This is a genomic window from Bacillus sp. SRB_8, assembly GCF_003264205.1.
In the GTDB taxonomy this organism is placed as follows: Bacteria; Bacillota; Bacilli; order Bacillales; family Bacillaceae_G; genus Bacillus_A; species Bacillus_A mycoides.
Genome location: NZ_NADT01000006.1, coordinates 136,453 through 149,477, shown reverse-complemented (window position 1 = coordinate 149,477; position 13,025 = coordinate 136,453). Strand labels below are relative to the sequence as shown.

Annotated in this window: 16 protein-coding genes and 1 riboswitch; of the genes, 14 read left to right on the top strand and 2 right to left on the bottom strand. The window is 33.9% G+C overall.

Features of this window, described 5'->3' with window-relative positions; translation table 11 throughout:
• Positions 1-99 precede the first annotated feature (99 nt).
• Positions 100-681, top strand: coding sequence for a cob(I)yrinic acid a,c-diamide adenosyltransferase (locus tag B5P40_RS05880; protein ID WP_002086651.1), 582 nt, complete (start codon positions 100-102; stop codon positions 679-681).
• An 86-nt stretch (positions 682-767) separates the two neighbouring features.
• On the top strand, positions 768-1,382 hold the full coding sequence (locus tag B5P40_RS05875) for a peptidoglycan DD-metalloendopeptidase family protein (RefSeq protein WP_002193209.1): 615 nt from the start codon (positions 768-770) through the stop codon (positions 1,380-1,382).
• Between the two features lie 204 nt (positions 1,383-1,586).
• On the opposite strand, the gene B5P40_RS05870 is transcribed toward B5P40_RS05875, so the two are convergent.
• Positions 1,587-2,273: a hypothetical protein gene (locus B5P40_RS05870; RefSeq protein ID WP_002030740.1), complete on the bottom strand. Its 687-nt coding sequence runs from the start codon at positions 2,271-2,273 to the stop codon at positions 1,587-1,589.
• A gap of 248 nt (positions 2,274-2,521) precedes the next feature.
• A riboswitch (FMN riboswitch) is annotated at positions 2,522-2,661 on the top strand.
• Between the two features lie 163 nt (positions 2,662-2,824).
• Here B5P40_RS05870 and B5P40_RS05865 point away from each other — a divergent pair.
• Entirely contained in the window at positions 2,825-3,403 is a 579-nt protein-coding gene (locus B5P40_RS05865) for an ECF transporter S component (RefSeq protein WP_002011769.1), read from the top strand.
• A gap of 117 nt (positions 3,404-3,520) precedes the next feature.
• Here the strand turns inward: B5P40_RS05865 and B5P40_RS05860 are convergent, their stop codons facing one another.
• Positions 3,521-3,769, bottom strand: coding sequence for a ferredoxin (locus B5P40_RS05860; protein ID WP_001151994.1), 249 nt, complete (start codon positions 3,767-3,769; stop codon positions 3,521-3,523).
• 297 nt (positions 3,770-4,066) lie between these two features.
• Between B5P40_RS05860 and B5P40_RS05850 the strand changes: the two genes are divergently transcribed.
• The 11 genes from B5P40_RS05850 (at position 4,067) to B5P40_RS05800 (ending at position 12,987) form a co-directional block, all read left to right on the top strand.
• Positions 4,067-5,128 (top strand): YpbB family protein, encoded by a 1,062-nt coding sequence (locus tag B5P40_RS05850; RefSeq protein WP_002086645.1) that lies wholly within the window; start codon positions 4,067-4,069, stop codon positions 5,126-5,128.
• Positions 5,118-6,647 (top strand): RecQ family ATP-dependent DNA helicase, encoded by a 1,530-nt coding sequence (locus B5P40_RS05845; protein WP_002086642.1) that lies wholly within the window; start codon positions 5,118-5,120, stop codon positions 6,645-6,647. The genes B5P40_RS05850 and B5P40_RS05845 overlap by 11 nt, the downstream gene beginning before the upstream one ends.
• Entirely contained in the window at positions 6,647-7,210 is a 564-nt protein-coding gene (locus B5P40_RS05840; RefSeq protein WP_002064506.1) for a CPBP family intramembrane glutamic endopeptidase, read from the top strand. The genes B5P40_RS05845 and B5P40_RS05840 overlap by 1 nt, the downstream gene beginning before the upstream one ends.
• Positions 7,211-7,232: 22 nt before the next feature.
• Entirely contained in the window at positions 7,233-7,712 is a 480-nt protein-coding gene (locus B5P40_RS05835; RefSeq protein WP_002126396.1) for a LysM peptidoglycan-binding domain-containing protein, read from the top strand.
• A gap of 71 nt (positions 7,713-7,783) precedes the next feature.
• Complete coding sequence (locus tag B5P40_RS05830) at positions 7,784-8,560, top strand: metallophosphoesterase (RefSeq protein WP_113708964.1); 777 nt, start codon at positions 7,784-7,786, stop codon at positions 8,558-8,560.
• Positions 8,560-9,435 carry a MerR family transcriptional regulator gene (locus tag B5P40_RS05825; protein WP_002011784.1) on the top strand — a complete coding sequence of 292 codons (876 nt, stop codon included), beginning with the start codon at positions 8,560-8,562 and terminating at the stop codon, positions 9,433-9,435. Before B5P40_RS05830 ends, B5P40_RS05825 begins: the two co-directional genes overlap by 1 nt.
• Positions 9,436-9,512: 77 nt before the next feature.
• Positions 9,513-10,121 (top strand): genetic competence negative regulator, encoded by a 609-nt coding sequence (locus tag B5P40_RS05820; protein ID WP_002011786.1) that lies wholly within the window; start codon positions 9,513-9,515, stop codon positions 10,119-10,121.
• Positions 10,122-10,469: 348 nt separating this feature from the next.
• The gene (gudB, locus tag B5P40_RS05815) at positions 10,470-11,756 is read left to right on the top strand and encodes an NAD-specific glutamate dehydrogenase (RefSeq protein WP_000225168.1); all 1,287 of its coding nucleotides are present in this window, start codon (positions 10,470-10,472) and stop codon (positions 11,754-11,756) included.
• A gap of 80 nt (positions 11,757-11,836) precedes the next feature.
• The gene (locus B5P40_RS05810; RefSeq protein ID WP_113708963.1) at positions 11,837-12,046 is read left to right on the top strand and encodes a hypothetical protein; all 210 of its coding nucleotides are present in this window, start codon (positions 11,837-11,839) and stop codon (positions 12,044-12,046) included.
• A gap of 94 nt (positions 12,047-12,140) precedes the next feature.
• Entirely contained in the window at positions 12,141-12,377 is a 237-nt protein-coding gene (locus B5P40_RS05805) for a DUF3961 domain-containing protein (RefSeq protein ID WP_002011789.1), read from the top strand.
• Between the two features lie 79 nt (positions 12,378-12,456).
• Positions 12,457-12,987: a peptidoglycan recognition protein family protein gene (locus B5P40_RS05800; protein WP_002011791.1), complete on the top strand. Its 531-nt coding sequence runs from the start codon at positions 12,457-12,459 to the stop codon at positions 12,985-12,987.
• Positions 12,988-13,025: the final 38 nt, after the last annotated feature.

Genomic DNA, 13,025 nt, shown 5'->3' with positions numbered 1-13,025 from the left:
GTTTTTTTATTTTTTTGTAAGTGCAATTAAATAAAGAATGGTAGAGTTTTTTTTCTTTAATAATCAGAATGAAAATAAAAAGAGAGGTGTCATAATGAAATGAAACTTTATACAAAAACAGGTGATAAAGGGGAAACGAGTGTCATAGGTGGCCGAGTGGATAAAGATCATATACGTGTAGAAGCTTATGGAACAATTGATGAGGCGAATTCTCATATCGGATATGCCATGTCTAAATTACAAGAGGAATGTTTTCGTAACATTTATAACGAACTTGAAAATATTCAACATGAACTATTTGATTGTGGAGGGGATTTAGCAATAGTAGAGAAGAAAATCCCTTATAAAGTAACGATAGAGATGGTCGAGTATTTAGAGAGACGAATTGATTCGTATACAGAAGAAGCGCCGCCTTTAGAGCGTTTTATTTTACCAGGCGGTAGCGAGATATCGGCTGCACTACACATTGCACGTACAGTTATAAGAAGAGCAGAACGTTGTATAGTGTCATTGCAAAAAGAAGGAGAAACCAATGAAATTGTTCTAAAGTATATAAATAGGTTATCTGATTATTTATTTGCGCTTGCTAGAGTAATAAATGCGCGTTTACAAGTGAAAGATGTGGAGTATAACCGCAGTGCACTTGTTTTTCGTAATAAAGAAGAGAAGGAAGTGGAGTAATACACTTTCTTTTTTTTTGTATACTTTTTTCTGTAATATCCCACAATAGAGAAGGTATGACGGTTATTAGAAAACGGAGGATGTATATGAAAGCGTTAAAATGTGGCGTGGTGATATTGAGTGTATTATTTTTATCTCAATTACATGTTTACGCTGAAGGGAATCAGTGGATATGGCCTGTTGATGGGCAGATAAGTGATTATTTTGGGACAAGACATGGGAAACACTATGGTATTGATATAGCTGCGCCTATTGGAACGCCTGTTGCAGCTATTCAAAATGGTAAGGTGACAAAGTCTTATTTTTCAAGTAGTTATGGAAATGTTGTATTTATTAAACATGGAGAATATGAGGCTGTTTATGCGCATTTAAATAAGAGATATGTAGTTCAAGGTGATAACATTTCAAAAGGAGAGCTAATTGGAGAGGTAGGGAATACAGGAGAATCGCGAGGAGCGCATTTACATTTAGAAGTGCATCAAGGGAGATGGACGATGGAGAAAAGGAATGCGATGAATCCGTTGCTTGTTTTAAATGAACAAAAAAATCAAGTTGTGTCATCATCACTATATATTGTACAAAAAGGTGATACTTTAGTTGGTATTTCCCGGAAATTTAGTATGACAGTTGAGGAAATTAAAGTGAGGAATGGATTGCGACAAGAGAAAATCTATCCGAACCAACAACTATACGTCAAGTAAAGGCAACGTCCCAAAAGCATAACTTTTGAATAAATTTATTTTCTTCTTATTTAAGATTGCGATAGTAAATGAAATTATATCGAACATAGCTATTATTATATCGACATTTCGACAAGAAATATCGACTAACAATAAAATACGACAGTAAGAGCAACCTATTCCTAACGAAAAACCGTCCCAAAAGATCTTTTGGGACGGCTTCTTTTACCAAAAAATAAAGACACATATAAATCCAGTAATAGCTAAGTAGCTATATAAGTAAAAGACTTTTGTTCTTGTTTTTTCTTTTGTCCGAAATAGTACGATAGTTGGTTCGATTAGACCAATTGTAAGACAAAGTAAACCAAGAAGCATAAAGCCAATTGAAAGAGAATACAGGGCGATTTGTGGTGCTTGAAATGGAATCATCCATTTTAATAAAAATGCAATAAGTGCAGTGTAACAAATGCAACCGATGTATTTATTCAATGGTGTATCAGAACGGAAACCAGGAAGTTTCTTGGAAAACGGACGGGAAACAACTTCCGTTTGTAAAGATGTATGTTCTTCAATTATTTTTTGAGCTTCTTTTCCTTTTTGGAAAAGGGATAAAATCCAGTTTCGCTCACCTTGGAAAATAAATTGAGAAGTTGTTAAATAGTGATCAACTTTTACCTTATTCCAACTCTTCCATGGATGACGCTCACACAATTTTAATTTACTTTCTGTTTTTTTATCATACTGATAAATACTTATGCCATCTTGGTCAAAAGTAGCGTAGTATGTCTCTCTTGAGAATGTGCCTAGATCAATTGGACAGTAGAAAAGTAATTCTTTTTTCAAATAAAAGTATTCTTTTCTTAAGTTCTTTTTCATTGCTTCTCGAATAGAGTGTCTTTTATCTTTCTTCATGACATTTCCTCCATAACTCAGAAAATGTTCTTATCTTAACAATTCAACATCTTATCACTTTTGACGACATATGACTAGGGGGATTCATAAGAGAAATACCGAATTATAAAAAATATGGGTTGTATTGTAAAATATAGTAATCGTTTCTTTAATTATATAAAATCAATAACTTATTTTTAGTAAGTTACACTTTTTTTGTTCACAATAAGATCATGTTGTTGTATAATGAAGTGGAAAATAGAATATCGGTCTATCTTCGGGGCAGGGTGAAAATCCCGACCGGCGGTGATGAACATTTAATAATTTCGTTCTAAGCCCGCGAGCCGTTAAGGCAGGATTTGGTGTGATTCCAAAGCCGACAGTACAGTCTGGATGGGAGAAGATGGAGGTTCAAGCGTTCAAAAAAGATAAGTATTTGAACGTCTGTTTGATGTGCCTTAAAATTCTCCCTTTGTGTAAATCACAAAGGGTTTTTTCGTTCTATGAAAAAATAGGCATAGCAGAACCTTTCCACTTTCCATGAGAAGATCGATGGAAAAGGAGAGAGAAAGATGAAACAAAAAAACAGTGTAGTGCAGATGGTGAGTGTAGCGATGCTAAGTAGTATTGCGTATTTACTAATGATGTTGGATTTTCCATTCCCAGGGCTTCCGCCATTTTTAAAAATTGATTTTAGTGATGTGCCAGCTTTAATTGCGGCGATAATTTTTAGTCCAATTGCAGGTGTAATTGTAGAAGCGATAAAAAATATTTTGCATTACGGAATTCAAGGAAGTTTAACGGGAGTACCAGTAGGAGAAGTAGCAAACTTTATAGCGGGATGTTTATTTATTGGTCCAGCAGCATTCTTATTCCGAAAGTATCGCACAGTAAAAAGTTTAACGACAGGATTAATGCTAGGTACAATTACTATGACAGTTATTATGAGTGTGTTAAACTACTTTATTATTTTACCAGCGTACACTTGGTTTTTAAATTCACCAGCTATGTCTAGTGATATTATGCGACAAACTATTGTAACGGCGATATTACCGTTTAATGTAATTAAAGGAATTGTTGTAACAATTGTATTTGTAGCATTATTTTCACGCTTGAAAGTATGGGTATTTGCAAAAATGAAAAATGCTTAAAAATATTAAACCATTGGCAGCGTAACTGCTAATGGTTTTTTTGTTAGTGAGAATGAAAAAGAGTGCAAAAAATCCCCCTCATAAGTATGAGGGGGATTTTTTGAAGTTAATAAAAGACTATTCGAATTTTAAAGAGTCGCCATCAAATGATTCGTCAGCAACTTTAATTGAGTCAGTTGGACAACCTTCGAATGCATCCATCATATCTTCAATTAATACATCTGGAATTTCAACGATACCTTGGTTATCGTCTAATGTTACAAATGCAATGCCTTCATCATCATAGTCATAAATGTCTGGTGCAGCAGCACCACAAGCACCGCATGCAATACAAGTATCTTTGTCAACGATTGTATATTTTGCCATATTTTTTCCCTCCTGATAATATGTATGTGAAAAGTTCGCCAAAAAATTATAATCTTATTGTAAAACGGTTTTAAAAACTTTTCAACATAAAATTATAATGATAATGCTTATCAATTAGAGTGTCAACTTATTTTTGAATTATTTCATAAGATTTTCAAAATACTTAAATGTTATTTCGTTTGATACAATAGAATATATACAAGCATGTAGTGTGAATATGATAAGTTAAATGAATAGCAGTTAATGTGCAATCGTATTGAAAAAGGAATGAAGTTAGACTGAGAGGTGGAAGCGGTAATGCAGCTACAATATACTTTATTATATTGTTTAAAACAATTGAATGGTGAAAGAACCGTTTCTTCGATTTATTATTTATTAAAAGGAAAGAGATCGTCGCAAACATTACAAGATGGGAATATGTTTCAAATTTCTTTTTTGTTTGGGATTTATAAGTCATTAAATAGAGCTGATTATGATCAAGAAGTTGCAAAGTTGTTACAAACGGATTTAGTTCAAGGTATACATGATAATACATATGTGTTAACGACTGCTGGTAACGTGCAATTAAACAAATGGGAAGGTGACTTTGCCTTTCCGACATATTTAAATGGTTTACACTATGGTGAAATAGGTGAAACGTTTTGGAAGAGATTATCATTGATCGTTCAAACCATTTCGAATTTACAACAGGCGAATACGAAATTTATTCCAATTCAACAGGATACAGAAATAATGATGTGGGTGAAACGTTTTCTCACTGGAATACCGTATATGAGAAGTGAATTGGCTAAAAGATTATGGAAGGAAATGCATACTCTTTTACAAAAAAATAATCCAGTAGAGGCAACAATCGTAATATATCGGTTAACTGGGTATAAACGTATTGGGTGTACTTTACAACAATTAGCGGAAATTACGAAACAAGATATATTTCGAGTGTATTTTTTATTTTGGGGTACAATTCATTTCCTTATTCAAGAAGTTCGCAATAAAGAAAATGAGTTTCCATTATTAGCTGAAATTATATCTTATCCAAATGAGAAAGCTGATTTATTTAGTTTATCAACGAAAAAAACATATAATCTTTGGAGACAAGGACGCTCTTTAGAAGAAATAGCAACAATTCGGAATTTGAAGGTTGCCACGATAGAAGACCATTTTGTAGAAATTGCTTTACGAGAAAAAGAATTTTCTATTGAAATGTTTATGGAAAAAGAAAAAATGGAAAAAGTAACAAAAGTAATTGAAGCATTACAAACACGTAAATTGCGTGTGTTGAAGCAAGCGGTTGGAGAGGAAATCTCTTATTTTGAAGTACGTCTTGTATTGGCACGGATGGAGGGTATAAATGAAGCTTGAGGAATATTTATATAAGTGGTTTGGATATTCTGAATTTCGTCCGGGGCAAAAAGGAGTTATTACGGACTTATTGGAAGGAAAAGATGTTGTAGCAATGCTTCCGACTGGAAGGGGAAAGTCAATGTGTTATCAACTTCCGGGGCTTCTGCAAGAGGGTACGGTGCTTGTTGTATCACCATTATTATCTTTAATGGAAGACCAAGTTACGCAATTAAAGTATGTCGTGAAAAATCGAGTTATTGCATTGAATAGTTTTCGGACGTTAATTGAAAAAAGAGAAGCAATGAAAAAGCTATCTTTTTATAAATTTGTTTTCGTATCGCCAGAGATGTTGCAGTCGGAACTTCTAATAAGAGAATTGAAAAAAATTCATATTTCATTATTTGTCGTAGATGAAGCGCATTGTATTTCACAATGGGGCTATGATTTTCGGCCAGATTATAAAAAATTAGATAAAGTAATTGAGAGTATCGGATCTCCGACAGTACTAGCATTAACAGCAACTGCGACAAAGGATGTATTGCGAGATATAGCGGAAAGTTTAAATCTAAAAAATATTGCTGAGCATGTGTACTCAATTGATCGTCCAAATATTGCGATGGAAGTGCAATTTGTGGAAACAATAGAAGAAAAAAAAGAGGCGCTTTTTGAGCATGTAATGTATTTGCAAGGGCCTGGTATTGTTTATTGTTCAAGTAGGGCCTGGACAGAGCGTTTAACCGAGTATTTAAGAGGAAAAGGAATTACAGGTGTAGCTTTTTATCATGGTGGTATGGAACATGAAGAGCGTATGTTAATTCAACAACAGTTTATGAATGACCAGTTGCAAATTGTAATATGTACAAGTGCTTTTGGGATGGGGGTAAATAAGGCGAATACAAGATATATTATTCATTTTCAATATCCGACAAATGTAGCTTCCTATTTACAAGAAATTGGAAGAGCGGGAAGAGATGGAGAATTGAGTATAGCCATTTTATTATGTAGTCCATTGGATCACGATTTGCCAATTTCAATCATTGAAGATGAATTACCAAGTAAATCGCAAATACAATTTTTATTTTCGTTACTACAAGAAAGAATGTTTCAAACGAAAGTATTACCATTAGAAGATGTAGAAGAAATTTGTTATAATGCAGCAAGATTTAATGAACAGTATTGGCGCTTTACACGTTATCATCTCGAACATCTTGGAATCATACAACAGCGAAATCTCATGCTAGAGAGCTTGTCAGATGAAATAATGCACAGATTAATAGCGGAAGTGGAAGTGAGAATGCGTAATAAATATAGTGAGCTAGAAAATATGAAGTCATGGATACAAGTTCAAGGATGTAGACGTGAATATTTATTACAACAATTCGGTTATAGAAAAGAAAAAGAGATAGAAAACTGTTGTGATTACTGTGGTATTACAAAAACGGATTATAAAAAAAGACGAGCGCAACAGTTAGTTTTCGACTATAATTGGGAAACAGAGTTACAAAAGCTTTTCGGCCTAGGAAAGATGGAGGAATGATGAACATTCAAAGGCATAATGTTGAAGATATGAGTCCGAGAGAAATAAGACTGAATCTCTACATAACACAACTAATCATTATTGGTATCGGTTGTTTACTAGCATATATATTATTTCAAGATAAAAGAGAAGTTTATAGTTTATGGAAATGGGAACCGGTTTCTATACTTTTAATAGGTAGCTTGTTAGCGATTTGTATTGTGTTATTAGATTATGTTGCAATGCGAGTGTTTCCAGAATCTTGGTTTGATGATGGTGGCATTAACGATAGAATGTTTCAAGGGATTTCTGTCATGCATTTACTCGTTATCACGTTTATTATTGGCTTTGCGGAAGAGTTTTTATTTAGAGGTGTAGTGCAGACTCATTTCGGAATTGTAATAGCGAGTTTAATTTTTGCTGTGTTACATATTCGGTATATAACGAAGCCTTTTTTGTTTTGTTTCGTCTGCTTTATTAGTTTTGTTTTTGGTTATGTATTCGAGTGGACAGGAAATTTGTTTATAACAATCTTTGCACACTTTCTTGTTGATTTTATAATGGGGCTCCAATTAAGAAAATAAATGGAAGGTGGTGGTGAACAACATGAGAAAACGAATTCCTGATTTTGAAGAGGAGTTAGAAGTTGAGCAAGTGGAAGAAGATGAAAGTTTACCGCCGCGTAGTGAAATTCATAGAAATAAAGAGAACAAACCAAAGTTTAAAATGAATCACATTTTCGTCCGAGTGTTAACATTTTTGTTCATATTGTTACCTATTAGTATCCTATGGTATACGGATAAGTATATACAGGTAAAAAGTGATAGTAATAATGCTGAGAAAAGTGCGTTTGAAGTAATTTTCTTTGATTCCGCTAAGACTGAATCAAAGAAGCAGCCTGAGAAAGTAGCAACTCATGTTGTGAAAGATGGAGAAACTTTAGAAAGTATAGCGAAGCAATATTTCTCAGATGAAGATGGGATAGAAATAATAAAAAAGTATAATGATTTACAAGAAGACGAAGTGAAGGTAGGACAAGAATTGAAAATTCCTATAAAAGATAAGTCCACGAAGTATGAGAGCTAGCTAAATGAGTGATATATAGCTCCACATAAAATTAAGGACTATACTTTACGAGGAGGGAGAGTAAAAAATATATGTCATGGATTATATTATTATGTACTCTCATAAGCATTTGTTTTGTATGTCTTCTTGGAATGTATAAAGAAGCGATGCGTAATACAGTGTTGGAACATACTTTAGTATTCGAAGAATTTCCGGAAAGTTTTCAAAAAGTTAAAGTTTTTTTTATTTCGGATATTCATAGAAGGATCATTTCTAGCTCGCTAATTGAACGAGTGAAAGGAAAAGCAGATATCGTAATTATTGGCGGTGATTTAGCTGAAAAAGGAGTACCTTTATCGCAAATCGCTTTAAATATTCAAAAGTTAAGAGAAATAGCCCCTGTATATTTTGTATGGGGAAATAATGACTATGAAATTGAGTATCACGAATTAGATGCTTTATTAATAGAAAATAATGTGAAGGTATTAGATAATACAAGAGTTGTATTTGAGTCTGAATTAGGAGAGAAAATTTGCTTACTCGGTATCGATGATGTTGGATTAGAACGAGATCGTTTAGATTTAGCGTTGTCTGATTGTAAAGAAGAAGGTTTTCGCATTTTAATTAGTCACAACCCAGATATAATAAAGAAAATGTCTGGTAATGAACAAATTTCGCTCGTATTAAGTGGACATACACATGGAGGCCAGATTCGGTTGTTTCCATCTGAAAAGTATTTAAAGGGTGGCGTATATAAGCATTCTAATACGACTCTCTTTGTTAGTAATGGGTATGGAACAACATTGTTCCCTCTTCGTTTTCGGGCACCTTCCCAAACACATATCATTACGTTATGCGGAGGGAAATAATGCCGAATTCAAATGGAAAATATAATATAAAAGCTGTCTCAAATATACTCGGAATTCAACCGAGTACACTTCGCGCATGGGAAAGACGCTATCATATTATTGCCCCAAAGAGAAATCGTGCGGGGCATCGTTTATATACAGAAGAGCATATTCATATTTTGAAATGGTTAATGAACAAAGTTTCTGAGGGGATGATGATTGGACAAGCAGTTCAGTTATTAGAAGGGAATCGGTTGCAGAACAACGTTCAAAAAGAAAAAATTACTGATACAGAAGTTGTTTTAGTGGACGATATACTACAAGCTTTGTTAGAATTTGATGAAATTACAATTTCTGCATTATTAAACGAGGTTTTTAGTATATATTCAACGGAAAAGGTTGTTGCAAGCATCATTCTTCAAGTGGCAAACAAGTTGTTAACTTTAAAAAGTAATAATGAGATTACAATGTCGCAATTCAAATATGTTGTATCATTCTTACAAACACGTTTAGGGATGATCTATCATAATGCGTCGGTGTATTCTTCCGTTAACAAAGTTTTCGTTTTAGAAAATAATATATTAAAAGGATTTATTTTCGCGACGTATTTACGACTAAAAGGATATCAAACAATGTATATGGGGACAAGTTTAGATGAAGAAGGTATTTTACTAGCTATTGAACAATTACAACCTAAATATTTGTTTATATCTTTTGATGATGAACGAGAACTTGAAGAGGCAGTAGAATTTATTGACTTGTTGCAAGAAAAAAATGAAAACATCTCTGGTGGTTTTATAGGAAGAAAAGGCATTGGAGATCAATTAAATCTTCAAAATATCCTAATTGGTAACACGAAAGAAGAATGGGATGGATGGTTAAAGATGCCGGAATAGTCGTTCGAAAAGAACCATCTATTTTCTATTTCATATAATAAAAATTAGATGCAATGGTTACGTAGGGAGGGTATGAGATGAGACTGGAACGTTTAAATTATAATAAGATTAAAATTTTCCTAACATTTGATGATTTATCTGAACGAGGATTAACGAAAGAAGATTTGTGGAGAAATGCACCGAAAGTACAGCAACTATTCCGTGATATGATGCAAGAAGCAAATACAGAATTAGGGTTTGAAGCGGATGGACCGATTGCTGTTGAAGTATTTTCTCTACAAGCTCAAGGTATGGTTGTAATTGTAACAAAAGAAAATCACGAAGTGGACACAGAAGATGAGTTCCGTGACGAGTTTATTGAAATGCAAGTGACTCTTGATGAAAGTGAACATATACTTTACGAGTTTGCTACATTAGATGATGTAATCAATTTGTCAAATCGCTTATATAACCTTGGTGTAACTGATGGGAAGTTGTATACGTGGGATGATCGTTTTTATCTTTGGATAGAAGAAGAAGAGCAATTTCAATTATTGAAGGCGGATTTTATAGCTATTTTAGCGGAGTACGGTAATCCGTCAACAGCAACAATTTACCGCGTAATGGAATATGGTAAAGAATTAATGGATTCTCAAGCGATTGAACAAATATACAATTACTTTGTGAAAAAACAAAACCTCAGCTAATGTAACGTAGCTTGAGGTTTTATTTTTATTCAGCTGAAAATCTAAAATCTATAAAACGAAGTGTAGGTAACAAGACTAGCCGATCTGTATGTTAAAATGTAATCAGTATTTCTTGATGAAATAATGGTTTTATCGAATGTATTTTGATGAAAATAAAAAATATTTAAATATTTAAGTATTTTACTTTTCTAAAAGCAATAAAAGGACTATAATAATAGTGAAAACGCTTGCAATACAAAATAGTTTGTATATATTTGTTAGCGTTTTCTATTGCATTCCAAATTTAACGGTGTATACTAGGCAATGAAGGTTTACTAAACAAGTGAAATTACAGGGGGTTTACTTACTATGGTAGCCGAAAAGGGAACTCAAACGAAAACACAACAACAAGGGGAACAACATTTTGAATTGTTAAATTCAACACAAATTGTAATTAATGAAGCATTAGAAAAATTGGGTTATCCAAACGAAGTATATGAATTATTGAAAGAACCAATTCGTATGATGACAGTGAAAATTCCAGTTCGTATGGATGACGGGACTGTTAAAATATTTACAGGATATCGTGCACAACATAATGATGCTGTTGGTCCAACGAAAGGTGGAATTCGCTTCCATCCAAACGTAACAGAAAATGAAGTGAAAGCACTTTCTATTTGGATGAGTTTAAAATGTGGTATTGTTGATTTACCATATGGTGGAGGTAAAGGTGGAATCATTTGTGACCCACGTGAGATGTCTTTCCGTGAATTAGAAAGATTAAGCCGCGGTTATGTACGAGCAATTAGCCAAATTGTTGGTCCGACAAAAGATATTCCGGCTCCAGATGTATTTACAAACTCACAAATTATGGCATGGATGATGGATGAGTATAGCCGTATCGATGAATTTAATTCACCAGGATTTATTACAGGTAAACCACTTGTATTAGGTGGATCACACGGACGTGAAACAGCGACTGCAAAAGGTGTAACAATTTGTATTCGTGAAGCTGCGAAAAAACGTGACATTGATATTAAAGGTGCACGCGTTGTTGTTCAAGGATTTGGTAATGCGGGTAGCTTCTTAGCTAAATTTATGCATGATGCAGGCGCGAAAGTAATTGCAATTTCAGATGCTTACGGTGCATTACATGATCCGAATGGATTAGATATTGACTACTTACTAGATCGTCGCGATAGCTTTGGTACTGTAACAAAACTATTTAATAATACAATTTCAAATACAGAACTGTTAGAACTTGATTGCGACATTTTAGTTCCTGCTGCAATTGAGAACCAAATTACAGAAGAAAATGCTGATAAGATTAAAGCGAAAATTGTGGTTGAAGCTGCAAATGGTCCAACTACATTAGAAGCAACAAAAATCTTAACAGATCGTGGTATCTTACTTGTTCCAGACGTATTAGCAAGTGCTGGTGGCGTTACGGTATCTTACTTTGAGTGGGTACAAAATAACCAAGGTTACTACTGGACTGAAGAAGAAGTAGAACAACGTTTAGAAAAAGTAATGGTAAAATCATTCGATTCAATTTATGAAACATCACAAGTTCGTAAAGTGAACATGCGCTTAGCTGCATACATGATTGGTGTTCGTAAAATGGCTGAGGCTAGTCGCTTCAGAGGTTGGGTATAATATATAATGTTTTGAGAAAACGTGATTTCCTTTCGAGGGAATCGCGTTTTTTTGTTGAAGTATTAAATGAGGTGTTGTATATGGGGAATGAAATAATGGAACGAGTAGACCAATTAGAAGAAAAGGTTAAGGTGTTAGAGGGTGAACTTGCAAGAGCTAAGAGAGCCCGAAAAACAAGTGTCGTTCGGGTGTTCGGCGAAGGATTATTATTTTTAATATTTGGTGCAGTTGTAGTTGGACTAATTATCGCGTTTATATTCACAATTATTACTTGGTTTGGTGAAAAATAGAATAAAAAATAAAAAAGAACGCTTGTTCTACACGAACAAACGTGCTATACTTTCCTTAGATAAGCAAAACGGAAATGATTTTAAGGAGAGATAAATGATGAAAATGACAGTAGACCAAAGATTTATGATGCCAGCAGATGTTGTAGAACGAGTGGAAGTATTACGAAACAAACAAAGCAAGCGTGGCACATTATTACAATCGGTAAATAAATTTTTCGGTTTAGATACGAAAGAAGATTGTATTTGGTTTTACGGTTTTTACGGAGTGGCTGTAAGTATTGTATTATTTATGGTATTCACATCAAATATTTTCGATGTTCTCTTCGCATAAGAAATATGCCATAAGGACATTGCCACCGAATACATATATAAGGAAGTAAGGTAATTTTTTAGAGCGGGAGTTGGTAGTAATGGCGATGTTCCCTATAGAGCGTAACTATATTGGGTATGGAAATTCACGACCAGGAATTCCTCTTTCAAAAGTAAGATTTATTGTAAGTCATGACACGGGGAACCCTGGTAGCAATGCGATAGGAAATCGGGATTACTTTAATGAAATACAACCGAAAGCTTCAGCGCATACATTTATTGATGATAAAACAATATTAGAAATTGTCCCTATAAATGAAGTTGCGTACCATGTTCGATACAATGTGCCAACGGATAATGAGTTATTCGGTTATGATGCGAATAAGGCTGCAATTGGGGTTGAACTTTGCTATGGTGGCGACGTAAACTTTTGGGAGGCGTATACTCGTTTTACGTGGTATCACGCTTATTTATGTCAAAATTTCGGTTTAAATCCTAAAAAGGCTATTGTGTCACACAAAACGTTGGATCCTACTCGGAAAATCGATCCTGAGAATGTATTAGGGCAACAAGGAATTAAATTTCAGCAGTTTTTAGCAGATGTCTATCGGATGTATGTTTCGTTTAGATGACAAATATATGAAAAATGAATACAATAAAGATAGATGCC